Annotated in this window: 25 protein-coding genes; 10 read left to right on the top strand and 15 right to left on the bottom strand. The window is 66.6% G+C overall.

Annotated elements, in window-relative coordinates; genetic code table 11:
- Window positions 1-123: 123 nt before the first annotated feature.
- A complete protein-coding gene (locus AB0411_RS30245; RefSeq protein WP_366420467.1) occupies window positions 124-1,515 on the top strand; it encodes a Mucin-2 in 1,392 nt (463 codons plus the stop codon).
- An 82-nt stretch (window positions 1,516-1,597) separates the two neighbouring features.
- Here the strand turns inward: AB0411_RS30245 and AB0411_RS30240 are convergent, their stop codons facing one another.
- On the bottom strand, window positions 1,598-1,801 hold the full coding sequence (locus AB0411_RS30240; protein ID WP_366420466.1) for a hypothetical protein: 204 nt from the start codon (window positions 1,799-1,801) through the stop codon (window positions 1,598-1,600).
- 34 nt (window positions 1,802-1,835) lie between these two features.
- Here AB0411_RS30240 and AB0411_RS30235 point away from each other — a divergent pair, with 34 nt between their 5' ends.
- Window positions 1,836-2,069 (top strand): hypothetical protein, encoded by a 234-nt coding sequence (locus AB0411_RS30235; RefSeq protein WP_366420465.1) that lies wholly within the window; start codon window positions 1,836-1,838, stop codon window positions 2,067-2,069.
- Window positions 2,070-2,140: 71 nt separating this feature from the next.
- Here AB0411_RS30235 and AB0411_RS30230 read toward each other — a convergent pair whose 3' ends face one another.
- The 7 genes from AB0411_RS30230 to AB0411_RS30200 all read right to left on the bottom strand — a co-directional run bounded on the left by AB0411_RS30230 (window position 2,141) and on the right by AB0411_RS30200 (window position 8,132).
- Window positions 2,141-2,749: a hypothetical protein gene (locus AB0411_RS30230; protein ID WP_366420464.1), complete on the bottom strand. Its 609-nt coding sequence runs from the start codon at window positions 2,747-2,749 to the stop codon at window positions 2,141-2,143.
- A 3-nt stretch (window positions 2,750-2,752) separates the two neighbouring features.
- Window positions 2,753-3,547, bottom strand: coding sequence for a carbon-nitrogen hydrolase family protein (locus AB0411_RS30225; RefSeq protein ID WP_366420463.1), 795 nt, complete (start codon window positions 3,545-3,547; stop codon window positions 2,753-2,755).
- Complete coding sequence (locus AB0411_RS30220; RefSeq protein ID WP_366420462.1) at window positions 3,544-4,098, bottom strand: hypothetical protein; 555 nt, start codon at window positions 4,096-4,098, stop codon at window positions 3,544-3,546. The genes AB0411_RS30225 and AB0411_RS30220 overlap by 4 nt, the downstream gene beginning before the upstream one ends.
- A 1,126-nt stretch (window positions 4,099-5,224) precedes the next feature.
- Window positions 5,225-5,428 carry a hypothetical protein gene (locus tag AB0411_RS30215; RefSeq protein WP_366420461.1) on the bottom strand — a complete coding sequence of 68 codons (204 nt, stop codon included), beginning with the start codon at window positions 5,426-5,428 and terminating at the stop codon, window positions 5,225-5,227.
- Window positions 5,429-5,449: 21 nt separating this feature from the next.
- Window positions 5,450-5,701, bottom strand: coding sequence for a hypothetical protein (locus tag AB0411_RS30210; RefSeq protein ID WP_366420460.1), 252 nt, complete (start codon window positions 5,699-5,701; stop codon window positions 5,450-5,452).
- A 278-nt stretch (window positions 5,702-5,979) separates the two neighbouring features.
- Window positions 5,980-7,086, bottom strand: a complete 1,107-nt coding sequence (locus tag AB0411_RS30205) for a ParB/RepB/Spo0J family partition protein (RefSeq protein ID WP_366420459.1) — start codon at window positions 7,084-7,086, stop codon at window positions 5,980-5,982.
- Window positions 7,083-8,132 (bottom strand): ParA family protein, encoded by a 1,050-nt coding sequence (locus tag AB0411_RS30200; RefSeq protein ID WP_437043866.1) that lies wholly within the window; start codon window positions 8,130-8,132, stop codon window positions 7,083-7,085. The genes AB0411_RS30205 and AB0411_RS30200 overlap by 4 nt, the downstream gene beginning before the upstream one ends.
- 298 nt (window positions 8,133-8,430) lie before the next feature.
- Here AB0411_RS30200 and AB0411_RS30195 point away from each other — a divergent pair, with 298 nt between their 5' ends.
- A complete protein-coding gene (locus AB0411_RS30195) occupies window positions 8,431-9,153 on the top strand; it encodes a hypothetical protein (protein WP_366420457.1) in 723 nt (240 codons plus the stop codon).
- A gap of 81 nt (window positions 9,154-9,234) precedes the next feature.
- On the opposite strand, the gene AB0411_RS30190 is transcribed toward AB0411_RS30195, so the two are convergent.
- Window positions 9,235-11,229, bottom strand: a complete 1,995-nt coding sequence (locus AB0411_RS30190) for a DUF742 domain-containing protein (RefSeq protein ID WP_366420456.1) — start codon at window positions 11,227-11,229, stop codon at window positions 9,235-9,237.
- A 927-nt stretch (window positions 11,230-12,156) separates the two neighbouring features.
- Between AB0411_RS30190 and AB0411_RS30185 the strand changes: the two genes are divergently transcribed.
- Window positions 12,157-12,633, top strand: coding sequence for a lamin tail domain-containing protein (locus AB0411_RS30185; RefSeq protein ID WP_366420455.1), 477 nt, complete (start codon window positions 12,157-12,159; stop codon window positions 12,631-12,633).
- Between the two features lie 123 nt (window positions 12,634-12,756).
- Here the strand turns inward: AB0411_RS30185 and AB0411_RS30180 are convergent, their stop codons facing one another.
- The 3 genes from AB0411_RS30180 to AB0411_RS30170 all read right to left on the bottom strand — a co-directional run bounded on the left by AB0411_RS30180 (window position 12,757) and on the right by AB0411_RS30170 (window position 16,002).
- Window positions 12,757-13,188 carry a hypothetical protein gene (locus AB0411_RS30180; protein WP_366420454.1) on the bottom strand — a complete coding sequence of 144 codons (432 nt, stop codon included), beginning with the start codon at window positions 13,186-13,188 and terminating at the stop codon, window positions 12,757-12,759.
- A 157-nt stretch (window positions 13,189-13,345) separates the two neighbouring features.
- The gene (locus AB0411_RS30175; RefSeq protein WP_366420453.1) at window positions 13,346-15,577 is read right to left on the bottom strand and encodes a DUF6571 family protein; all 2,232 of its coding nucleotides are present in this window, start codon (window positions 15,575-15,577) and stop codon (window positions 13,346-13,348) included.
- Between the two features lie 20 nt (window positions 15,578-15,597).
- Window positions 15,598-16,002 (bottom strand): type VII secretion target, encoded by a 405-nt coding sequence (locus AB0411_RS30170; protein ID WP_328743551.1) that lies wholly within the window; start codon window positions 16,000-16,002, stop codon window positions 15,598-15,600.
- Between the two features lie 341 nt (window positions 16,003-16,343).
- On the opposite strand from AB0411_RS30170, the gene AB0411_RS30165 reads away from it, so the two are divergent.
- Complete coding sequence (locus AB0411_RS30165) at window positions 16,344-16,763, top strand: hypothetical protein (protein WP_328743550.1); 420 nt, start codon at window positions 16,344-16,346, stop codon at window positions 16,761-16,763.
- 22 nt (window positions 16,764-16,785) lie between these two features.
- On the opposite strand, the gene AB0411_RS30160 is transcribed toward AB0411_RS30165, so the two are convergent.
- Complete coding sequence (locus AB0411_RS30160; protein WP_328743549.1) at window positions 16,786-17,019, bottom strand: DUF6207 family protein; 234 nt, start codon at window positions 17,017-17,019, stop codon at window positions 16,786-16,788.
- Window positions 17,020-17,203: 184 nt separating this feature from the next.
- Here AB0411_RS30160 and AB0411_RS30155 point away from each other — a divergent pair, with 184 nt between their 5' ends.
- Together AB0411_RS30155 and AB0411_RS30150 are read left to right on the top strand one after the other, a co-directional pair.
- Window positions 17,204-17,914: an HNH endonuclease family protein gene (locus tag AB0411_RS30155; RefSeq protein WP_328743548.1), complete on the top strand. Its 711-nt coding sequence runs from the start codon at window positions 17,204-17,206 to the stop codon at window positions 17,912-17,914.
- 335 nt (window positions 17,915-18,249) lie between these two features.
- On the top strand, window positions 18,250-18,504 hold the full coding sequence (locus AB0411_RS30150) for a hypothetical protein (RefSeq protein ID WP_366420452.1): 255 nt from the start codon (window positions 18,250-18,252) through the stop codon (window positions 18,502-18,504).
- A gap of 63 nt (window positions 18,505-18,567) precedes the next feature.
- On the opposite strand, the gene AB0411_RS30145 is transcribed toward AB0411_RS30150, so the two are convergent.
- Together AB0411_RS30145 and AB0411_RS30140 are read right to left on the bottom strand one after the other, a co-directional pair.
- On the bottom strand, window positions 18,568-18,813 hold the full coding sequence (locus tag AB0411_RS30145; RefSeq protein ID WP_366420451.1) for a hypothetical protein: 246 nt from the start codon (window positions 18,811-18,813) through the stop codon (window positions 18,568-18,570).
- A gap of 86 nt (window positions 18,814-18,899) precedes the next feature.
- Window positions 18,900-20,003, bottom strand: coding sequence for a helix-turn-helix domain-containing protein (locus AB0411_RS30140; RefSeq protein ID WP_366420450.1), 1,104 nt, complete (start codon window positions 20,001-20,003; stop codon window positions 18,900-18,902).
- A gap of 813 nt (window positions 20,004-20,816) precedes the next feature.
- Here AB0411_RS30140 and AB0411_RS30135 point away from each other — a divergent pair.
- From AB0411_RS30135 to AB0411_RS30125, 3 genes are read left to right on the top strand one after another with little or no spacing between them, the layout of a single operon-like run.
- Window positions 20,817-21,122, top strand: coding sequence for a hypothetical protein (locus AB0411_RS30135; protein ID WP_366420449.1), 306 nt, complete (start codon window positions 20,817-20,819; stop codon window positions 21,120-21,122).
- 55 nt (window positions 21,123-21,177) lie between these two features.
- Window positions 21,178-21,423 (top strand): hypothetical protein, encoded by a 246-nt coding sequence (locus tag AB0411_RS30130; protein ID WP_366420448.1) that lies wholly within the window; start codon window positions 21,178-21,180, stop codon window positions 21,421-21,423.
- Window positions 21,420-21,629, top strand: coding sequence for a LexA family protein (locus AB0411_RS30125; RefSeq protein ID WP_366420447.1), 210 nt, complete (start codon window positions 21,420-21,422; stop codon window positions 21,627-21,629). The genes AB0411_RS30130 and AB0411_RS30125 overlap by 4 nt, the downstream gene beginning before the upstream one ends.
- The last annotated feature ends 1,085 nt before the right edge of the window (window positions 21,630-22,714 follow it).

Here is a 22,714-nt window from a genome sequence, read left to right as displayed (position 1 = left end):
GGTAGGCATCTGTGCTGGTCAAAGTCTCAAGGACCGGTACAACGGTGGTCGACAGATGTCGTGCACGGCATACGAGATCATGGGCGCGGACCGATCGGGGATGACACAGGGGGTAGAGGAATCATGGTGGCGTTCCACGCATCCGCGCTGGACGGAGTGGCCCGAAATCCGGCGCTGCCGAAGCCGCTGCTGCTGCGCCTGCTCGCCTTCGGGGCAGACGGTGACCGTCCGCCCCGTGACGTTCTTCACCGGGCCGGACTTCCCGAGTCGGCCGTCGCGCTGATCCTGGCCCACCCGAACCTGGGGGCCCGGATCGATTTCGCCATGAGTGCCAGGGCGGAACCTGCACAGCGGGCTCGGCTCGCGGACGATCCTTCTCCCAAGGTGCGGGCAGCTCTCGCATATGGACCCGAGGTGTACGATCCGCGCGCAAAGGTCGCGCCGCTCCCGGATGCCGTGTGCGCCCGCCTGCTCGACGACCCCGATCATTCCGTACGCGCGGCCCTGGAGTCGCCCCATCTGGCGCCATCGTTCGTGGCATCGATGGCCACTCATCCCCGTGCGGCAGCGCGCCGGGAGGCGGTGCGTGCATGGGAGGCCCTGTCGGCGGGCGAGCGGTCGGCACTGCTGGCCGACCCCGACCCCGAGGTGCGGCGGGCGGCCGAGCTGCAGGAGTGCCGGCGGGACGCCCGCGTGACCGCCGAACTCCTCCGCGACCCGAAGTCCGCCGCCGAGGCGCTGCGCCGCGGGCTCCTTGACCGTGCCGACGCCGAGCGGTGCGTCGCCGAGCGGACGCACCTGACCTCCCTCGCCGAGAACCCGTCGCTGCCCGCCGACCTCGTAGAGCGGCTCGCCGTGGACTCCGACGAGGCCGTACGGCTCGCCGTCTCCCTTCGGCCCGAGCTGGACGAGACGCGGCGCATGGCCATCGATTTCACGGCCGGGGACCTCGACAGGGGCGACGGCGTGTGGTGGGTACGAGACGGGCTCGCCGACCCCGAGGTAATGCGCCGCGCCGCGACCTCCGCTCACCCGCTGCTCCAGCGCGCCGCCGCCCGAAGCCCCCATCTGCCGCCTGACCTGCTGCGCCTGCTTGCGCGCGTCGAGGACCCGGTGGTGGAGAACCTCCTGGGCATTCACCACCCCGACACTCCGGAGGAGGTCCTGATGCGGGTGTTTGCGCGGCTGGGTGGGACGTTCTCCGCCTGGATGGCGGAGACGCATCCTCGGTTCCCCCGCGAGGGCCTAGCCACCCGCTACGCGAACCACCCCGACGGGAACTACCGCCGGCTGGCCGTACGGGATCCGGCCGCCACGCCGGAGCTGATCGAACGGCTCAGCCACGACCCCGTCGTCTGGACGCGTCAGGCGGCGACCCGCGACCCGCGCCTCCCGTTCCACCGGCTCCGCGAGGCCCTCTTCGTCCCCGAACTGGCATCCAGCGCGGGTGCCAACCCGGCGCTCCCCGAGGACGAGATGGCCGCCGTCCTGGACCGGGCTGGCGTTCCCGCCTGACCGCCGGGCGGAACCGACTTGCTCGCACCCCAAAGTGAAGGCTGCGATCCACCGACCAGCGGTTGGTATCTGGGTTCGCAGGTCAGCGGGGGCGGTGAGGGGTGCTGTTGAGCTGGGTCATCAACTCGCGGTTCGTGGCTCGGGATGCCTGGAGGTCTTCTTCGCGTTCGGAGAGCTGGTCGCGGAGCTCGGCGACTTGTTGTTCAAGGTGGTCGATCTTCCGCTGGAGGGTGTCGGTGTCGGTGGGAGCACCGAGGCCAGTGGTGCGCCAGGCGTCTTGGCCCAAGAGCTTCGGACAGGCGTTGTTCGAGGCGGGCCACATGGCCCGCAAGGCGGGTGTTGCGTTCGGTGAGGTTGGCCAGATCGCTCAGCAGGGAGTTCCGGCTGACCTGCGGTCCGTTGGTGTTGTTGGGTGGCTGGGCGGCCTTGGCTGCCACGGCTGCGTGGAGGTCGCCGTGGCGGTAGATCAGGCTGCGGTGGACGCCGGCCAGGCGGGCGACGGCGGAGACGCTGATCGGCTGGCCGGCGCGGGTCAGGTCGTCGAGCGCGGCTAGCACGCGCCTGCGGCGGCGGGTGGAGTCATCGGTTCGGGCCTGAGCGAGCCGGTCGGCCGGAGAGGTTGGCTTCATGCTTCCCGTTCGAGTGGAAGGCCACCGGCGGCTGGCCGGAGGGTGGGCATGCCGAGCTGTACGGCGCGGGACCGGCGCAGGGCCGAGGTGGCCTGACGGATCTCCTCCCGTTCTTCGTCGGTGAGGGCGTCGAGGTTGCTCTCCACCCTGCGGATCAGACGCCGCAGGCGACTGATCTCCTCCTCGGACGGTGTTGCTTCCGCCCGAGCCCAAGCGTCGAGCTCGGTGGCCGCGGCCAGCCGTTCCCGGTCTCGAAGCAGGGTGTCCAGGTAGGTCCGCAGGCCCGGAAGGTAGGAGGAGTCGGTGCGGAAGTGATCACAGCCCAGGCATCGGAACCGGAACGGGCAGGCGTGTCCGCCGGCTTTGACGTTGCTGGGCTCGGCGCAGATCCCGAACGGTACGGCGACCTGCCCGATTCGCATCCGGGTGTGCTCGTGGTCCAGGAGGGTTTTGGCCTCGTCCCACAGCCGGCCGCCGTGTCGGTCGAACTGGAGGGTGACCAGCCGGTCGACGGCCTGACGCGTGCGCTTCTCGGAGACCCGTAATGGTGGGCTCGGGTATTGGAACCTCCCGAATGCCTGCCTGAGGGCAGCCGCCCTTTGCACCGTTTAGTTTGATCTGCCCTGTCCTTCGTAGGACAGCCTCAGCAGGTCTTGCCGCCGCTGGCTGAGGTACCAATTGCCGGACTGGTCGAGATCGATGGTGGTTCTGATGACGGCGGTGTCGCCGGAGGTCACCTCGGCCAGGACCTCTCCTCGCGGCGAGATGATCATGCTGGGGCAGTGCTGATGAGGGTCCGCGACATTCGCCGCAAGGACGAACCGCTGGTTCTCCGCTGCGCGGCTGATGAGGTGGCTTCTCCAAACCCCAGCTGGCTCGGCTGTATTTGCGGCGTGCGTGAGATAGATGAACGCCTGTGCTCCGCTGCTGGCAAGGTGCTGCCATTGCTCGGGGAAGCGGATCTCCCGGCAGATCTGGACGCCGAGGCTGAGCGGCCCGTCGGCCATCGGGATGGAAAGCGTGGAGAGGTCGGTCCCGGCTTCCAGTCGGCCGCGTTCGTTCATCGCCAGGTTGATCTTCCGGTAGATCCACCTCGTGCCGTTGGGGGAAAAGTAGACGGCGGCATTGCTCCAGACCCCCTGGTCAAAGTGCAACGTGCCGCAGAACAGATGGACGGCTTTCTGCTGTGCCAGGTCGGCAACACGGTCTGTGGCGTGTGCCAGGACCAGAGTGTCTAGGTTGCCCAGGGCGGAGAGGTCAGGCCCGTAGCCGGACAGTGCGCCCTCGGGCAGGACGACGATGTCGTCGGGCCGGGCTTCGGCCAGGACCTCGGAGATCAACTCCAGATTCCGCTTGATGTCCCAGGTGATAGGGAACTGTGCGACCGTAAGCGATACCTTCATGAATCCTTCTTCCGGCGGCTGATCTCGGCTGCGTATGCGGCCCAGTCTCCGGCGGCGGCTCGCTGCCATTTGACGGCGACGGTGATGTCGATGCCGAGGGTGCGGGCGAGGACCGCAGCGGGCAGCTCGGTGGCGAGCTGGAACAGGGCAGTTGATCGGGCTTCCGCGAGGCGGATGCCGAGTTTGCGGAGGCGTTCGCCCATGGCCCAGGCACTGATCGGGCGGCCAGGCTGGCCTCCGGGGAAGAGCCAGGGGGAATCTGTCCGGGCGAGAGCAGCATGGCTGCGGCGGACCGCGACTTGGTGGAGGGCGAGTTCAGCGACGGGTATCGGGAGTTCGACCGGGACGGTGCCGAGGTGGATACGGACGGCTGTGTCCGTCTCCTCGACGTGGTTGACAGTGAGCCGGGAGATCGTGGCGGGCCATTGGGCATAGAGGAGCAACAGCAGGCCGGCGAGGTGGTCTTCGGGCTTGAGGGTGTCGTCGTGCAGCAGGCGTCTCGCGGTGTCCCAGCGGGCCTCGTCGTCCATCGGCTGGGTGGGCCGTTCCATCTGACGGCCGGAAAGCTGAGGTCGCGGGTGATCTTCTGGGCCAGGGTCCAGCGAACGAAGTGGCCTGCCTCTGTGCGAAGGAGGACGTCGTCGCTGGTCATCCAGGGATCAAGATCGGCCTGTCGGCAGGTGGTCAGGGTCAGATTCTGTTCCTCGAGCCAGTCCAGGAGATAGACGGCCGCCCGCAGGTGCTGCCGCGCGGTCGCGAGCTGGTAGTGCGTGATCTCCTTGCCGCGGCTGCGTCGGCGAAGCCGACGTAGAAGGTGCCAGGTTGCGTACCGACGCAGGATTTTCCGTCCCTCGACCGTCGTATGGGAGGTGACGAGGTCCTTCACGTGCCGTTCGAGACGGATCATCTGCTCGTCCCGTTTGGGCAGGACTCCGGCGGCGACGAGAACGCTGCGGATGTGCTCCACGACCTTGCCTTCCGCGAGCTCATCCAGGGCCTGGTGGGTGAGAGGGCGGCGGCCGGAGCCAAGATCGGACAGGACGGTGGACACGATGCCTTTGGAGAGCCAGCTCATCGCGGTGCGGGCCCGTTCGGTGCTGGCCAGGGCGTCGTAGAGGGGCTGCAGCTTCGAGGGTATGGAGCCGGTGTCGTCAGCGAGGAGATCGTGGAGCCGCTGCTTGAGAGTGCAGCGAGGACACGGACCCGGCGCGTGAAGCCGCTCGGCTTGTCCGCAAGTGGGACATGGGCGCCAGAGCTCGGCGTCCGGTGTCGTGCACGGACCGCAGATGGGCGCGTCGGCGGTGCCGGAGTGGATGCCGCGGAGTCCTCCGTAGATGGTGCAGTGAGCTTGCCGTTGGAAACAGCCGCGGCAGCGAGGGGACCGTCGGCGGTGCGGTTTTGTACTCGGCGTCGTTCGCCGCAGCTGATGCAGACCTCGGTATTCGCGGGGTCGGTGTCTGTGACGGCGCGGTCGAGCTGGTCAGCCGTGGTCATGACCGGTCAACACCCCTGATCCGAGCCCGCTTTGGCCGCAGCCCGCCAAGGCCCTCCCCAACGCACCTCGCCATAGCCGCTACGTCGACGCCATCCCGGCCCTCGGCACAGGATGGGGAACCACCTGCTTCGACCTGCCCCACTCCCCCGCCGGCGTCGGACACCGTCGCGCCGGACAAGTCCTCAGCTGTATTCATCCGCGCCCAGATCCGCCCACATCGCCGCGTGCACGCGGGCCATGGCATCGAGGTACGGCTGCATACGCCCGCCACCCTGAGGGTGGTTTTGGTTGGGGGTGGTCGTGCCCTCGATGACGAGGTCTCGCAGATCCCGAGCGTGCCTGTCGAATTCCTTGGCGGGTGTCAGCACCGGCTTAGGGGCCAGCACCGCAAGCTCGTATCGCGCGGCCTAGCAAGCGGCGTAGGCGGTGAATGCACGGCGACCACGTTCCTCATCGGACAGGTCGGAGTCCAGGGAGAGGATCCGCAGCTGAGTGCGGCATTCGGCATGGGCTGAGAGGTAGCGCGCGTACACATCTTGCTTCGCCTTGCGATGGTCGATGACGTCTTGTCTCCGTTCTCGGCGTCGCTCGACGAGTAGTGCTGAGCCGAGTGCGATCACCGCACCCAGGAGAGTTCCGAGGAGAGGTAACCAGGTCATCTGATGACAATAGAAGGCGTCAGACCTTCGAGGTCAGCGACGCCGCTACGCTCCTGGCAGTCGCCGTTCCCCGGGGAGCAGCTGCCCCCCCGAGCGCGTCGCGCACATCGACCCGCCGGACGAGACGATGTGGTCCCTCGCCTCCTTCAAACAACCTCCGGAAGCCGGCAGCGAGTGACGGCCGTGCCCCATCCAAGTCCACACGACGCGGCCCCCGCCGCTTGGCCTTGAGCCGGGCGGCGGGGGCCGCCTTTTTGTGTTCAGAGCCAGTTCTGGCTTCAGACTGGCTGATCCTGCTCGGTCAGCTCCTGTAGCAACGCCTGGTACGCCTCGGGGTGTTGCTCGCGGAGAACTGCCATCCACACACGCCCGCCCTGTACGAAGTTGTCGCTGGTCATCTTCGCGTGCAGGTGCTTAACGACGAAGAAGGGTTCGTCATAGGGCAGCCGCTTTGGCTGGCTCGACGTGGCCGTCGCCAGTCCGTCTGCTTCAGCGGCAACCACTGGTTCCGGACCATCCGCGGCGTCATTAACGCCGTTAACGGTTGCCGGCGCCTCCGGATCGGGCTGGGCTGAGCCTCCGGAGGTATTAACGCCGTTAACGGTCGAAGCGGTGCCAGCTTCGTCCGTCGGCTTACGCCGGCGCTGACGCGGGGTCTTAACGGCGTTAATAGCCTTCTCGGCCTCGGCCTTCTGCTTCTCCTTGGGGAGCCGACCGATCCGGCGGGCAGGTTCCACCTTCAACTTGCCCGACTCGACTTTCTCCTGAAGGTCGGGAGTGAGCTCGAGGAGCGCCAACCGCTGCGACACCCATGCCGGAGTCTTCCCGAGCCTCCTGGCAACCTCCCCCTGCGACCCGTGGACCTCCACGAGTTCCTGGAGTGCTTTCGCCTGGTCCATGGGAGCAACGTCGACGCGGTGGATGTTGGCGATCAGGGCGGACTCCAGAATGTCCGCAGCCGTCCCAGCGAGATCGTCGTTGACGTCGATCCGTAGCTCGGGGAGACCAGCCAGTCCCGCAGCCTCCAGGCGCCGGTTGCCGTCGATGACGACGTACTCGGCTTCCTCTCCGAGCTCCCCGTCCTGTCCCGGATAGGCACCCAGGAAGGCCGCGCGGCGCACCACGGTCACCGGTTGGATTTGTCCCCTGGCGCGCAGCGACTCCGCCGTCTCTTCGATGTCGGTGAGTTCGTCGCGGGGGTTGAACGGGTTGCTGGCGAGCAGCTTGAGTTCGACCTTGGCCGGAGGACGCTTGCCCTCACCGCTCATGATTTGCTGACGCGTCCGGACCCGCCGAGGCTCTGGGGCAGTGCTGTCCTGGCCCCCCTCGTCCATCGTGAAGCCGCGAGTTACGCGCTGCTGCTGCTTCGGCTTGGCCTGCCTCATACCGCGAGCTCCTTCGCCAAGTCGCGCATCGCCTGCGCATGTTCACTGTCGGGTGCGTATTCCAGCAGCGGGATCTCACCGTCCGCGGCCTCTCGGCCCTCCTTGAGGTCCCCGATGACGGCGAGAACGGTGGGGGAGGTGCTGCGCTCCCACTGATCGCGGTTCTCCTTGACCAGCTTGCCGCGCCGACTGTCGTAGGCGTTGATGACCAGACCCAGGTAGTCGACGGTGATGCGTCCCTTGCGGCACAGGTCTTCCATCTGCGAGCGCAGAAGGCGGAATGCCCGGTGGGAGGCCTTGTTGGCCCACACAGGGGTGATGACACCGGAGCGATCCGAGAGTTCGCCGTCACGGCGCCGCACGTAATACAGCGCGGTGTCCATGTTCAGACCGAGGCTGGGCGGCCCGTCGATGATGATCACGTCGTAGTCGCTCTCCAGCGGCTCCAAGGCCCTCTCAAGAGCGGCCTCGCTGAAGGAGACCTTGGACAGGGCGACGTCGCGCAGGAAGGCGTCGTCGGAGGCGGGCAGCAGATGGAGTCGCTCCCCGAAGCGTTCCTGGTCGAGTGCGACCAGGAGGTCGTGGATGTCGCCCTTGGCGGTGCCGTCCATGTGCATCAGCAGCGTCTCGACGTCGTCCTCGTACATGAGGTCCTCGAAGCCCAGCTCAGCAGTGAGATGGCCCTGCGGGTCGTAGTCGACGATGAGGACGCGGTGGCCGGCCTCGGCGAGAGCCTGGGCCATGCCGCTGGAGATGAAGGTCTTGCCGACGCCACCCTTCTGGTTGGCCACTATGACGCGGACGACCGGCTGGGCGGTGAGGGGAGCCGTGGGGGAGGGGTGCGCCTCGAGCCACATCGTCAGCGCCTGGGCCAGGCCCTGGACGTAGGTGACCTCCCGCTCGTTGCAGGCGGCCTTGAACGCGTCCGGCTCACCTACGGGCAGGAACGTGCCCCATGTCCGGGCACCGTCTGTCTTCACCTCCGGCACGTTCGTGGCGCTGTACCAGGCCTTGATGGCCACTTCGGCCGCGTCCTGGATGTCCATACCGTGCTCAAAAGCACGGATCTTCAGGTGCCTGCGCAACTGGGGAGTGAGAGCAGTAATTAGCTTCTCTCGCTCCCCTCGTGGGCTTGGGATGCTCATGGGGCCAAACATACTAGGTATCCCGAGCAGAGCCAGCAGCACACACCAGCGCGGCAGATCCCACCGGACCAACTATCGCCATTCCTCCAGAAAATATGAACAACCCGGAAAACCCAGGAGCAGGTTGTCTAGGCTGCCGACACCACGGAGCTGACACCTGCAGCCCCGCTCCCACGGCACAGACAGGCGGCGCACCGGCATGGGCGGTAACGGCTACACATCCATTGAGCTGACGCAGCTCTCCCGAAAGCCCACCGGCACTGCCATCACCCCCGCGTGGAACTTTCTGACAGCAGCCCACCAGTCCGTCCAAGGGGTATTCGACGGGCTCGCTCTTGTCCGCCTCGCCAAGCAGCAAGAGTCCGGAAAAGACGCCCGCGGCCGCCTAGGACGAGATGAGACAGACCTGCTCAGGGCCGCAATCGTCTTCACGTCCAGTGGACTCGATGCCTGCTGCAAGCGCCTACTGCGCGACACCGTGCCCCTGCTCGTAGACGGCAACGCCAACGCCACACGGAAGTTCAACGACTACGTGAAGCTTGAGCTGGCCGAAGGCCCCTCCGCCGCAATGTCGGACGCCATCTTGAGCCCGACGCCGCGTGAGGAGATGATCCGCCTCTACATCGCGGCGCGCACCAAGGCCAGCTTCCAAGGGAGCAAAGACCTGAAAACGAGGCTCCGCGACACCCTCGGCATCACCAACGCCCAGATAAACGAAGGCAGGCTCAAGCAACTGGATGACTTCTTCATAGCCCGCAATGCCATCGTCCATGACCTCGACTACGAAAACCCAAGCGCACTCCGGGGCGTCGCCCGAAACAACAGGGACCTCACGGGAGTTCGACAACAATGCGACGACGCACTCACGCTGGTCGCCGAGGTCATCCGCCAGACGGCAGCCAACGTCCGGGCCCTACCCTGACGCAGGTCATGCTCTGAGGCTGGCTCTCGGGGTGCCTGCCGCCCGCAGCCCGACCGGGGTCGTCGCAGCGTCAGCCGAACATCATGTTGCCGGCGGCGAAGCTGGCGTATGGACTGCCACCAGGCCGGCCTCGGCTAGGTCTGCTACCAGGATGCGAGCCACGCCCACGGGAATCGACAGAACACTGGAAATCCTCTTGATCGACGTGGGTTGCTTGCACAAACGGCAGATGCGTTGATGCTCGGGGAGGAGGCCCAAGGACTGTGCCTGCGACTCATCCGTCAGAGCGGTGATCAGTGCGTCCTTCTGAAGCTGCCAACGGACATGCGTCCTACCCCCACTCATGCTGTAGGGCCTTACCAGAGGCTTACTGACCTCGCTGGGTTCGAGGGAGGGAATGAGAGGCAGCTCAGCGGGCGGAAGGTTGGACGACACCTCGTACGGATACGGCGTTGCGTCCTCTTGCTGTCCCGCAGGAACGTCCGTGGGCGGGGTGCGGATGCGGGCCCGGGCTCGCTCGAGGCTGTCGGCTTCAGGCCGGCCGGCGTCGCGCAACACACTGGCGAGAGCATCGCAAGCCGCTGGGGAACGGTCTTTAGCAGCGGCTTCAAGGACCCATTCGCTGTCCCGGAGGCTACCGAGGCCGTCCAGCAGGGGCAGGAGCGTATGGATGGGGCGATGCCGCCCGGCTGCAGTCAGCACCTGGTACGCCTGGGACCCCAGGCTCGCCTCCCGCAACCCGTGCACTAGGTCGACCAGTTCGCCGCTCGGGCGCTCCTTACCCGCAGCATTGATGACCCGGTACGCATCAGGGTCATGCCCGCTGTCCCGCAGCGCGGGTAGACAAGTAATGATCGCCTTGGAAGGACCTTGTCGTCCTGCAAAGTCCAGGACCTCGTCCGCGTCGTCGTCGAAGTTCCGCTCACGCAACAGGGCGACCAGGCCAGGGATGAGCTTCGCCTCGTCACAAACGAAGTCGAGAAAATCGGGGTGCCCACGCTTTTCCATGTACACGCGGAGCACTTCCTCCTGCTCCTGCAGAGCTTGCGTGTCTGAGGCGCTCCCACCACCCACGCCTGGCTGGGTCGGACCCCCCGGTTCGGGGACGAACTTGAGGTTGTCCACCGCGTCGTTGCTGCTGAGCAAGTTGTCCGTAGAGATATCCGACGAGTCCGAGGCGCTCCGATGGAGCTCGTCGGCCAGCCGCACCAGGCGGTCGGCTCCATCGTCCAGATGCCGGCGGGCCTTTGCGAGGGCTTGGTCGATGTCGTCAGCATCAGCGTCGATCGCCTCTTGCATCGCCAAGCTGGCTGCGCCCGCCAACTGCTCCTCGTGGGAACGCTGCTGGGCACCCGCGCCACCCCGACGCAGACTTTCCAGCTCCTCCTTGAGGGCCTGGAGCTGTTCCGCGGCTTCTTCAGCAAGCCGGTCGGCTTTGCTCCGCTCCGCTCTCGCCCGCTCAAGCTCGGCTTCAGCTGTTCTGCGCTGATCCTCGCTGCGAGCCAGCCGTTCGTGGATTGCCTCCATCGGGGTATGCCGGGCACTAGCCGGGCGCTGTCCGTCGCGCTCTGCGGACAGTGTCTCGATGGTGCGCTGCAACCGGTCCACCATGGCCAACAGCACGAGCACCATCTGGTTGGCGCTATTGCGCTCTCGCTCCAACTCGACGGCACGCTCCATTGCAAGCAGGAGCTTGTCGGACAGGACCAAGGACTGCCGCTGCACAGCAACAAGTTCTGCCGCCTGGGCAGCCACTTCCGCCGATGGCTCCGCGAGTTCTCTCGAACCAGCACCCGACCTGCCGGCCTTCTGAATCGTCCGGGCCTGTTCCAGCAGGCGCTGATGCTGGGCTGCGCTGTCGGGAGAGCAGGCATCCGCCACGGCCTCGACGAAGTCCCACTCCAATCGCACACCTGCCAACCGCTCCGACACGGTTGTACGGCCAGGTACCCGGCGGCTCAGGAAATGCTCCGGCTTTAACTCCGACATCAGGCGGTCCAACGACATGTCCGCCTCGTCCAGCCAACCTCGCAAAAGCAGCGCCAGGTCGTTGGCCTCATCCGAGGCACCCTTCAACGCACTCCACGGACGTGTCCGCCTTCTTCCCTGCGCCAACTCTCCCCCTACGCGTACGCACAACTCGGTCATTGTTCGATCTTGTCCGCAGGACACGTGAACAAGTGGACCCGCCCATCTCACCAGACGCAGCGTGTACTTCGCCGCCCAACGCCCATCGGCACCTGCGGCTCCCTCCTACGATCCACATCGACGCATCCGCGCTGCCTGTCTGGAGACTTGATGCACCACATCGCCGACCTGATGATCCAACAGCTGATCACACAGCTGCCGACCGAAATCCTGGGCGCAGCGATTGTCACAGCCGCTGCTGCTGCGTGGCGCTCCTGGCGGCGCAATCGCGGATCGCGAAAGTCGCGCCAGAAGCAGTGGACGAATGACGCGACACAGCACAGCCTCAGGACCCCCGATTGCCGCTGGATCGCTGCGTCGCGCCCAGAGTGTCGATGCAAGGATCGGAACGACTGCCTGGAGACAGAAGATCAAATCAGAGGACGAAGCTGAGCCGAAAGCCGCCCGCAGACGCGCCCGGCCACGCAGCAGGAGCGATCGCTCATTTAACTGCGAGCGTGATGGAGGAAGGGCATCATTCACGCCCTTCGGGTCCGAAGCGATCGACTCCCCCTCGCGCGCCACCCCATGATGCGGGGGCTTCCAGCAGGCCCGCCCCCGTCTGGCGCCAGCTGTGCACCGGCGGTAACCCCTTGGGGCGTCTGGATTGGTGTAAGGGGTGTTGCGTTTGTCCTGGTGGATGCGGGGGAGTGCGCGCCTGGCGCAGCACGGTTGCGCACATATCTGTGTCTTGTAACACCAAATTGGATTTCTTCCGGCAATGCGTGACGGGGCGTCACTGTGTGGGGGTCCGGTCAAACCGGCCGGACTTCCAGATTCCGCACCCCTTAGCGGGGTGCCTCAAGGGGGTTCTCTGTGTCCCGTCACATCTCACGTATCGCCGTTGCCGTCGCCGGTGCTGCGGCTCTCGCCGCCACCGTCGCGCTGCCCGCCGTTGCGGCCGGCCACGGCCACCACGCGCCGGCTCCGCACCACAGTCGCTCGGCTGTGGTTCTGGGCGCGATCCAGTACGACAGTCCCGGGCGGGATGACCGTTCCAACCGGAGCTTGAACGCGGAGTGGGTCACGGTGAAGAACACCGGCCGCCTCCCGGTGAACATCAAGGGCTGGACCCTGTCCGACAAGTCCGGCCACAGCTACCGCTTCGGCAACCTCCGCCTCCACGGCCACAGCCAGATCCGTGTCCACACCGGCATCGGCCACGACAACCGCCGCGACGTCTACCAGGACCGCCGCGCCTACGTCTGGGACAACACCGGCGACACCGCCACCCTGCGAAACGACCACCACCGGGTCGTCGACGCCGAAAGCTGGGGACGCCACGGTCACTGACCGTCCCTGAACCGGCCGGTGAGCTGTGCCGCTCACCGGCCGGCACGGTGCGCTGCAGGCCCGCGCCTGCAGCGCACCGCTGCGTTCAGGTACCTGGACGAGCCTGATGAGAGCGAGGTTGTGTCACTGGCAGCCTCTTGCGTGAGCTGCTTGGGCAAGCAGGGAGCTCATGAGCTTCGCCAGCTCAGGGCGGACCGTTTTCGCGTTGGTGTAGTGGTTGACGGAGATTTCCAGGGAATAGCTACGGGCCGGTTGACCATCGCTGTCGGACGGCTTTCCGGAGCAGGGGGCGGTGCCGTAGACGGTGCCGGCATAGCCCGCTATGCGTCCGCCGGACTGTGCCCAGGACTTGAGGTGGGCGGGGTCGGCGTAGCGTTTTGCGAGCTGTGTTGCAGTCTCGTCCTGCGCGCTGCGTCTACCGTCCACGGTCAGAGCGGTGTTCCCGTCCACGTAGTACTGGCAGAAGGACTTGGCTTTCTGGCCGTCGAAGGCGTCACCGTCGAACTCGACCCGGTCTCCCGGCGGAAAGAAGGGCTGCACCAGGTCGCGGTCCACGGATAGGCCACAAATGTTAGTTGGCAGGGCGTAGTTGACCTGCGGGCCACCGCAACCGGACGCGGCCAGGGCGAGTGAGAGTGCGGACGCAGCTGACACCGCTGCTCTGCGCCATGCCGGCGCGTGCGACCTCTGATTTCGGATGGCGTCGGAGCGGTCAGCCATGACGTGAGTCCTCCCATTGGGCGCCCGCGGTGTGCCCGTCCGTGGCGGCGTCCGCCGCGGCGTTCTTGAGGTCCCGCAGGGTCGAGCTGCTGAAGTGACCGCGGCGGGCAGCTTGGTCGACGGCCGCCTGCGCCGAGTCCTGAGCCGCTTCCATTCCTCCGCTGTATTTCTGGCCGGCGTCGTGCTGCGCGTCCGTGGTGGTGTCGTGCTTGATGCTGTCCACGACCTGCTCCTGGATTTCGCCGACGCCCCAGCCCACGACACTGCCGCCGACGTTGCCCGGGATCGAGCCGGTGCCGATCAGGATGCCCTTGCTGACGGCCCTGTTCACTGCGTCCACGTGGTCGTTGAAGTCCTTGTCGTCGGCGGTATGGGTGTCGTGGACGGCTTCGGCGCGTGCCTGGCTCATGATGCCTGCGATGGTCGCGCCGGGGTGGACGGCATTGGCCACCCGGCCGTCCGTGCTCACGGTGGAGTCGGTGGGCGCATTCATCGCCTGATCAACCTGGACGGCTGTGTAGGCGCGCTGAGACGCGCTGATGGAGGCGTAGGCCTCCGGGTCCTGTCCCACTTGTCCCAGGAACGTGCGTGCGGAGTCGGCGTCGAGGTTGGCGCGTGCTCCGTAGGAGGGCAGGTCGCCGTGCGCGGACAGGGTCCGCTGGAAGTCGCCCATGTACTCCGAGGTGATGTGGCCGAGGCTGTCCCGCATCGTCTTGTACGGCGCGCTGTCGTGGCCGTTCAGTAGCCCGGGGCCATCCTTCTCGGCGAACCTGTCGACAACCTGCTCCACGAGTTTGGCCTGCTCGGGGGAGTGCTTGAGGGGCGGGGCGTCGGCGTCGTCGTAGGGGTGGCCGGTGGTGGCGGCTTCCAGGGCGTGGCCCAAGGAGTCGGCGAAGCCGTCGGGGGAGCTGCCGCGGTTGGTGTTCATGCCCGGGAGTTCATCGGGGTCCTTGTGGCTGAGGAAGTCGAAGTACCCGCTCTTGTCACCGATCTTGTCCATTGACCCCTTAAGCGTGCCGTCTTCGCTGTACTCGTGCATGGGGCCGGTGAAGTAGTCCTTGGCGGCTTCAGGGCTGTGGCCCAGGGCTTCCATGACTCCGGTCAGCGGGTCGTTGTCGCCGCTCTTGTCACTGGACGGGTTGAAGTCCGGCCGGTCGATCGCTATCGACCGCAACTCGAACATGTCCGGGTGCTTCTGATTGAGCTGTGTCACGTGCTCGGCGACCGGCGTCAGGAAGTGTGAATCGTAGTCGCCGTATCGCAGGAGACCGCCCAGGAGCTGGTAGCCGTAGACCCCGTCTTTGCCCGGCTGGAACATGTCGAGGTTGACGCTGTGGTCGAGCTGGATCCGCTCGGTGCCGACCTTCCGCAGTTGCGCCGACCAGCTGTCCGACAGGTGTGGTTTGTTGTCCGGGTCGGTTGCCGTGGCCAGGTTCGCGCCCATGTTCCGTTGCAGATCCTCGATGAGGGTCTTCCGCCCGTCGCCGGCGTCGCTGTCCATACTCACGTCACCGTAGAGCTTCAGCGCCTGCTTGGGGCCGAGCTCGTTGTAGAAGGCTGTGGAGAAAGCAGGATCGTCCCGATGGTGGGCGAGGATCCTGTCGAGCTCTCTCAGGTCTGCGTCCGACATCTTCGAGCCCTTCTTCAAGAGCCCAGCGGCGTAGTCGGCATCGGCTGATTCCAAGGACTTGGCGACCTTGGAATTGAAATCGCTCTTGTCGCTGCCCAGATCACGACGGAGCGCACGCGTGGCACTGGCGTCGACCTCGTCGGCCTCGTCGAGGACGGAGGCAATCAGGCCCGCGAACATCTGCACCTTCAGCGTACGGTCATCGAAGATCCCGTGGGCGCTGTCGTCGATGTCCGTGACCTCGCCGGTGTCACTGACATGCAGTTTCTCTTTCTTCGCGTCCTCATTGGCCAGCTTATGAAGTTTGTCCTGGCACTTCTTCAGCCCGGCCTGCGCTTCGGCGAGCGCTGTCCGTATCGCTCCGGCCTCCGCACTCGCGTCGGATATCTCCTGGCCCGTCGCCTTGAGCAGATTCCCGGCGGATGCTGAGGCACCGTCGGAGCTTTCCCAGCCGGCTGCCCGGAAGGGCCGCTCGACGCTCTCGGACATCTCATGGGTTAACGAGGTGAACCGCCGGGCCATCTGCCCCCACGCCTCGGCCGCCTCGCCCAGTTTGGCGTGATCCAGGTTGTAGAGCTGCTCGTAAGTGGGCACTGCTGGAACTCCTGCGTCGGTTACCCGAAAGGGCTGGGTTCGGCATTGCGGAGCGACGCCATCGCCTGCGCATTGGCGGTCTCGCTCTGGGCGTAGTTGTCCGCTGTGGCGTCGCACCTGTCGTGCAGCGAACGGCACTTGTTGACGAGGGCAGACGTCTGGCTCTGCCAGGACTCGAGCACCTGGTCCAACGCGGACCCCAGTGAACCATTCCAGGAGCCGCCCTTCAGGGAGCTGGCGGCCGTTCGCGTGGAGTCTTCCGCCAGCGCCCCGGTTGTCCTGACATCACCAGCCAGTTCATTGGCACCGCGTGCTGCTTTCTTCAGCGATGCCGGCTCTTCGACGCGCGTCGTTCCCGGGCTGCTCCCAGGCGGTGGCCCAGCCCCGGGCTGCCCTGGCAACGGCGGTCCTGGAACAGGAAACATGGCTGAGCATTCCCCCCATACAGCGGCAGGGTGGCATGGCCATGCCACCCTGATTTCTCTCATCAGCGTAGATCGCCGAAAGCCCCTGACGGGCAATGATCACTTAGATCCAGCCACCCCCGGTCGAAGTGCGGGGCACGCAGATGGAGGGGGACTGCATAGACTCGCGCCCGCCATGGAGCCGGGTGCCGGTCGGGCCCACACTCAGAAGATGCGCCCTGCAAGCACAAGGTGCGTCACGTCCTCGGCGGAGGGCGAAGGCTGCGGAGCACGCAAAAACTGGTGCCCCGTCGCCTGAGGCGATGCGCTCTGCAATGCCTTGTGGAAGTTGAGGGGTGGGAATGGAAGAGCCGGTCTTCGAATCCGTCAGGTACAGCGCTCCGTGCGTGGACTGCGGGGCGCAGCTGGAGTGCTGGGGCGTGCACGGTCTGATCGGTGGATCACTGCGGTGGGACGTGGAGTCCGTGTGCTCGGCCTGCGGGCAGATAACGGCCGACTGCGGCCAGGACCTCCCCGCACGGCTGCGGGACCGGCTACTCGCCGACCACGGGCCGGCCACGTTGCACCTGCCGCATCCGTCTGGGGAGCGCGTCACCGTCATGCGGGTGCTGCGCGCTGAACTCGGCCTTGGCCTGACCGAGGCCAAAGCTGTTGCAGGCCAGGTGCTGGCAGGGGCCTACTCAGGAACGCTGCTCGAAATGGAAGCCCTTGCCCGCAAACTGCGGGGAGCAGGAGTCAAAGTGGTAGCTGCCCGCCCCTGACGAGCCGTCGGCGGCGAGGCGTTCAGCAGGTGCCGGTACCAAAGCTGCCGCCGGGCAGGGGCGTGCGGCGCAGGTCGGCGTAGGCGCGGACGGTGACGCCGGCTTGGCCGGGGGTGTGCCAGGGGGCGGAGGGCCCGCTGGAGAGCCACAGCCCGCCGAGCGCCGTCGCGGCCTGGGTGGCGGTCGCTTCGTCGGCCGCGGTGATGTCAATGACGACCAGGCCCGACTCGCGCAGATGCTCTTCAGAGATCTTCATGGCCAGACAGACGCCCCCGACCGCACGAGGGTTCGTCGTGACGACGGAAGTCACCCGGACGTGGACAGACGCTCCTAGACGGCCGCGCTGCGCGGTGCGAAAACGTCGGTTCTCCGGTTGACGCGGCCTGCCCCTATGGGTAGACCCATGGAGCTGTCTCCACCTCACCTGTCCTGGGAGCTCCATGTTCTCCGCGCGCCGCCTGACCGCATTGGCCTGCCCGCTGCTGATCCTGTCTGCAGCAGCGTGCACTCCCAGCCCCTCGCACCAGGGCGCGAAGCCACCGTCGGCGAAACCGAGCGCATCGTCTCCCGACAGCAAGAACGGCACGCTGCGCCTGACGGACGCGATAGGCCGGTTGAAGGTGGCCAACGAGGCCCGGGCCGGATACGAGCGCGACAAGTTCCACCTGTGGACCGACGCGGACCACGACGGCTGCGACACCCGCAAGGAAGTCCTCATGGCCGAAGCCGTGAAGAAGCCGCGCCAGGGCAAGAGCTGCAAGCTGACCGGCGGCAGCTGGCGCTCGTACTACGACGACAAGACTGTCACCGACGCCCGCAAACTCGACATCGACCACGTCGTCCCCCTCGCCGAAGCCTGGGACTCCGGCGCATCGAAGTGGACTGCGCAGCGCCGCGAGCAGTACGCCAACGACCTGGGAGCAGAGCGGAGTCTCGTCGCGGTCAGCCTGGGGCCCAACCGGACCAAGGGCGACAAAGATCCGGCCGAGTGGATGCCGCCGGCCAAGGACGCCACCTGCACCTACGCCACCGACTGGATCGCCGCGAAGCTCCGCTGGAAACTGACCGCCGACAGCACCGAGGTCAAAGCTCTGGGGACGGTCGCAGCCGAATGCCCGGATGCCACCGTGAAGTTCGTGCCGGCACCCTAGACCCGCACGTATGCGCAGAGCACCGCCAAACAGCGCGTTTTGGTCGTGATGCGCGGGGCACACGACTTGCAGTCCCCGGCTGGCCACCCCCGTCCAGCCGGGGACTTGCGATGTCAGCCCCGCGGCGCGTCCCTTGCCGCTGTGGGCAGGCACCGCCGACCTCGGCGGCACCGCGCGTGGGCACAAGCGTCGGCCGGGTACCCCAGAGATGCGGTACGGCCCGGACCGCCCCCTCAGCGCACTCACACCCACCGGACTCGCACCGTACGACATTGCCGCGCACCAACAGGCCGCGATGGCCGAGCAACTGCTCGCGCACCAGGACGCCGACCCCGGTGCCCGGGCCCGCGACCGGGCCCTGGCCAGCGATCGATCTGACGGCGCTGCGCGCCCTGAAGGAATCGCGTACGGACGTGGAAGCCCTCGATCTCACCAACGAGCGGTTGCGCCACCTCACGGACGCCTTCACCAGGGCGGCCGACCGGGCCCAGGCGACCATGCTGGCGCACCGCACCCGTTGCGAGGATGACCCGCGGGCGTACCGCCCCGAGCAGCCCGGCCCGCGCCACGGTCGGGAAGCCGACCGCTGAATGCACCCGGTGTGGTGGTGCGCACCACCACACCGGACGCGGCGCGGTGGTGGGCAGCCTGCGTCACCGCTTGAGTATCGCGATGAGGATGCCGACGAGGGGGGTGAGGATCACGCCGATGACGGTGCCGGCTGTGGCTATCGGCGTGGCCAAGGAAGGGTGTCGCCAGAGCAGGTAGATCAGAAAGCCGCCTATGGGGAGCAGCACCACGACCGACAGAAGCATCATGATGACGAGTTGCAGGGTCCTGTTGGGATCCTGCGAGGGTTGTTGGGGCGGCGGAGGTTCGGCCGACGCAGGGTTGGACACGTCTTCTCCTGAAGAGGGTGTGCGAGGTAATGGCGAAACTGAGCGAGGCAGGGCGACGCTCAATGAAGGGGGCAGAGCCGGCGGTGTTATCCGAACGCGGCGGCGGGGATGGTCGGCGTCACAGGGTGTGGTGCTGTTGACCGCAGCGGTCGCCACAGATTGCGCATGCGCTCGCGATCCCCGCGCAGCGCCTTGGTGAGGGCGGCGACGGTCGGCCAGCTGAGCTGCTCAGCTCCCTTCGCGGTGGTGGGGCCCAACAGCGATTCGATGAGGCGCAGCTCCATACGGGAAGCCGTTTCAAGGGCATTGCTGAACGTCTCCAGGGGAGAGCGAGCCGTCGCGAGGTGCAGGCCGCGGAAGGCACCCTGGAAACGTGCGAGCGCCTGGGCGTACGTGGGCTGCGTCCCACTGTCATCGTCCGTGAAGCCCTGCGCGGCGTTCCACAGGTCCAGCAGGTCTCCGGGATCGCAGTCGCAGGCGCGTGCGAAGCCCTGGACCGTCTCCCACGCCGGATTCCGCTCGCCGGCCATGACGCGGTACACATAGGAAGCCGAGACACCCGATCTGAATCCGAGCGTGCGAACGGGCAGTCCCGAGCTCCGGTGCAGATAGGACAGCGCCCGGGCAAGGGCATCGCGGGCCCACTGCCAGGACGGCAGCTCGACGTAAACCGGTGCTTCTCCCGCATGCCAGCTCGCGGAGGCCGCCGCCGACGGCCGGGGCCGCGTCGGCCTGCGCTTCCTGCGCTTGCTGCGCACCTTGGAGACCTGCGGCTGGGAGAAGCGGCTCTTGAGCAGACTGGTGCTGGTGGCCGTCAAGGCCGAGATCTCGTCCCACTCGGCACCGCGGGCGAGAGCCTGGCGAACTGCGATGGCGATGTAGTCCTCGAGGTCGCGCTGGAGCGCGACGTAAAGCCGGATCGACTCAAGCGGCAGCGTCGGCACAGGCAAGGCCGATGCATGTGCGAGCATGCGGGCTCGGCTGGCCACGGACTGGCCGATGACCTCGACCTCCTGGTCGTAGTTCTCCGCAGGCGCGGCGGTAGGTGAGATGTGCCGAGCACGATGGGCAGCCGAGCGGCACTTTGACGAGCAGTACTGCGGGGCCCGCCCAGCCCCGTGGGGCCGGAAGAAGAGCCCGTCACAGTGCTTGCACCGGATCTTGCGAGGAGGTGTGTCGATGTCAGACATGTCAATTCGTCAGAATTCGGTCGTAGTCGTGCGAGAGTGAATACACGCATGGGTGTTGACGTGTTCAGGGTGATTCGTCATTGCACGGGTTCGGCTGTTGCCGCGGCAGTGCAACGAAATGCCGCAGAATGCTCGTCGGAACCGCCGTCAGAGCCGACGGGCCTCAAGCGCGCCCGTGGACCTCAGCCCCGAAAAACGCGCTGCGCACCGGTAAGCAGGGGCGGGTGAACGCAGAGCCCCGGCAACGGAACACCTTGGAGCGGCGTGCCGAGCGATGAACGAGCTTTGTTGACAGGCGTGTCGACATGAATCGACCTCGGCTACTCGCAGAGCCATCGTGCTACGGTCGAATCCACTGGTCAGAGCCATCGCGCCAGGGCCAGGTGAAAGCGAATCAGAGGACACAGCAGTCTCCTTTCGTTTCGCAACTGCAGGGATACGGAAGGGCCTTGAGCAACTGGCCTGCGAACCGAGCCTTGAGACCCTTCCGTAGCCGCACCCTAACCCAGCACGTCACCCACAGCGCACGTATCGTCACTAAAGCTGTGGAACGTGCTATCGAATGCGATCCGCGCGATTCCCGCCCTCTGCCGGCGCATCCCGGAGCCGCCCTCCGAGCCCCTACGCCCTCGCGCAAGCTCCTATGCCGCCCTACAAAGCCCGGCTTCCGTTCCCTTGCGTCGACGACGAACCGTGCCCCGCCGCATTGGAGTACGCAGGGGCGCGCGCCCTGTTCCATGAGCCGCATCGGCAGATGCGAGAACCTCAAGGGTCGAGCCTGTCGCTGGCCGGAGCGGGGCCCGAGCTGGAGACGTGCTCGCGATACTCAAGGAAGCCGTCCGCGCGGCGCGCACCGAGGGCGGGGGCGCGGACATCCGGGTGGCCGCCGCCACGGTCACCTTCACCCTGCTGGGCATCCCTGTCCTGATGCCCAGCGAAAGCACCGGCACCCCCGACGCCGCCGGCCACCTCGGCGCCCGCGCCGTAACGACCGCGGTCAACAACGTCGTAACAACGGCCCGCACCTCCTCGCCGAACCGGCCGACGACACCCACAACGCCCGAGCCGCACCACATCAGCCAAGCCACCCGACCCGCTGGGTGCCGCCGGGAGCCCTGATTCACCCGTGCGCGTGCTGCGCCGCAATTCGAACATGTGATGCAATCCAGGGGTGATGTCCTCGTACGACTTCCCCGACGACCTTCTCCACACTCAGCGCGCCTGGTACACCGCCTACCGCCAGCTCGCCCAGGAAGAGAACCCCTCTCAGACCACTGTCCTGCGCCGTACCCTGCAGCGGCTGTCGGTGCGGATCGCCACGCATCCGTACTGGGCGACGATCCCTGGCCGGGCCCCAGCGGCCAGGATGGCGCTGAGGCAGCAGACGTGGGCACCGGTTGCTGAAGAGGCCCGGCGGTGACCGCCTACCTCACCGACAGCGAGCGGCGGATAACTCGGGCGCTGCGGGAGCTGACTGATGAGGCCGGCTACCCGCCGTCGATACGGGAGCTCGCCGAGACGGTAGCGCTGTCCGCCTCGACGGTTGCCTACCACCTGCAGGCCTTGGAGCGCCGAGGGCTCGTCACCCACGCCCCGCACCGCAGCCGCTCGTACCAAGTGCGATGAGAGGTCAGGTGCCGCAGCCGAGCGCGCAGGGCCGACGCGGCCGCGGGGCGCCCAGCGCCTTGGCCCTGGCGGGCTTTGGTCTTCGCCCGGCATGTGGTGCACGGCAGGTCGTGCCCGTAACGGAGACAGGGCTGCCTGACAAGCCGCACAAAGCCCTACCTCCAGCCGGTGTCAGTGGCCGGGGGCTGTGTGCGCGAGATCGAGGTGTAGCCAACCGGCACGACGAAGGGGCGAACCGTCATCAGGTGGCCCGCCCCTTCGTCGCGCTGGGCCGACGCTTGGGAGGCGCGACCCGTAGGTGCTCAGTACCGGTCAGTGCAGAGCAGCTGCTGAGCGCCAATGACGACCGTGGGGCCGCCCAGCAGGACGCCCAAGAGGTCGATCAAGTTGGCAATATATGTGTCACGGTGCGTAACTACGCAAATCAAGATCACGATTATCAAGATCAAAAAAGGTCGGGGACGGTATTGCTGTCCGATGTCTGCCGGAGGCCAGCGCAGGGGTCGAGCGCGAAAAGTGGACCGGCCGGAGCCTCTAGCGGCTCCAGGAACGGTCCAGGTCGATGGCGGAATGAGGCAGGCGGTAGTAAGTGCCCCCAAGATCAAGCTGAGCAGGATCAACATCATGTCTCCAATGGTTGAGAGTGGACAGACAGGGCAATCCCTACCGTTCTACTGCAGAACGCCGCGAGCTGGCATGTTCCGTTCGGGAGAAGTACGCGTGTTGCGTTGTCCGTGCCGGACATAGAACAAGGCGCACAGGCTCACCGAGCCGCTCTAGCGCTCGGCGAGCGAGATTCTTGAAGCCCGAAAGATCCTGCCCGGGCGAAGCCGAGGGCCTGGCCACGAGGAGGACCTACCGCGTGCCGCCGAAGCGGTTCCAGGAGCCGCACGGAGGCTGCACGGCAGGCCGGTGAGGCGCATCCATCCCCGATTGCTCCATCATGAACAAATAGCTCAGACGCGTTCATCCTCATCGGAAGAGTGCACCGACCACCGCCCGTACGTGCCGCTACCGCATCGCGGAATGCCGCCGACTGTGTCGGTGGCCGGGCGGCCTGAGCGTGCTCCTCTCGCTCGAACCTG

Origin of the sequence: Streptomyces angustmyceticus (assembly GCF_040701845.1) — a bacterium.
Lineage (GTDB): Bacteria > Actinomycetota > Actinomycetes > Streptomycetales > Streptomycetaceae > Streptomyces > Streptomyces angustmyceticus_A.
The sequence above is the reverse complement of the archived record's forward strand: the minus strand, read 5'-3'. Positions and strand labels throughout refer to the sequence as shown.

Excerpts from the sequence above, each read along its gene's own strand:
- AB0411_RS30245 (WP_366420467.1), top strand. The coding sequence starts at position 124 with ATGGTGGCGTTCCACGCATCCGCGCTGGACGGAGTGGCCCGAAATCCG.
- AB0411_RS30235 (WP_366420465.1), top strand. The coding sequence starts at position 1,836 with ATGGCCCGCAAGGCGGGTGTTGCGTTCGGTGAGGTTGGCCAGATCGCT.
- AB0411_RS30225 (WP_366420463.1), bottom strand. The coding sequence starts at position 3,547 with ATGAAGGTATCGCTTACGGTCGCACAGTTCCCTATCACCTGGGACATC.
- AB0411_RS30220 (WP_366420462.1), bottom strand. The coding sequence starts at position 4,098 with ATGGAACGGCCCACCCAGCCGATGGACGACGAGGCCCGCTGGGACACC.
- AB0411_RS30210 (WP_366420460.1), bottom strand. The coding sequence starts at position 5,701 with ATGACCTGGTTACCTCTCCTCGGAACTCTCCTGGGTGCGGTGATCGCA.
- AB0411_RS30205 (WP_366420459.1), bottom strand. The coding sequence starts at position 7,086 with ATGAGGCAGGCCAAGCCGAAGCAGCAGCAGCGCGTAACTCGCGGCTTC.
- AB0411_RS30200 (WP_437043866.1), bottom strand. The coding sequence starts at position 8,132 with ATGGACATCCAGGACGCGGCCGAAGTGGCCATCAAGGCCTGGTACAGC.
- AB0411_RS30195 (WP_366420457.1), top strand. The coding sequence starts at position 8,431 with ATGGGCGGTAACGGCTACACATCCATTGAGCTGACGCAGCTCTCCCGA.
- AB0411_RS30170 (WP_328743551.1), bottom strand. The coding sequence starts at position 16,002 with ATGTTTCCTGTTCCAGGACCGCCGTTGCCAGGGCAGCCCGGGGCTGGG.
- AB0411_RS30165 (WP_328743550.1), top strand. The coding sequence starts at position 16,344 with ATGGAAGAGCCGGTCTTCGAATCCGTCAGGTACAGCGCTCCGTGCGTG.
- AB0411_RS30160 (WP_328743549.1), bottom strand. The coding sequence starts at position 17,019 with ATGAAGATCTCTGAAGAGCATCTGCGCGAGTCGGGCCTGGTCGTCATT.
- AB0411_RS30155 (WP_328743548.1), top strand. The coding sequence starts at position 17,204 with ATGTTCTCCGCGCGCCGCCTGACCGCATTGGCCTGCCCGCTGCTGATC.
- AB0411_RS30140 (WP_366420450.1), bottom strand. The coding sequence starts at position 20,003 with ATGTCTGACATCGACACACCTCCTCGCAAGATCCGGTGCAAGCACTGT.
- AB0411_RS30130 (WP_366420448.1), top strand. The coding sequence starts at position 21,178 with ATGTCCTCGTACGACTTCCCCGACGACCTTCTCCACACTCAGCGCGCC.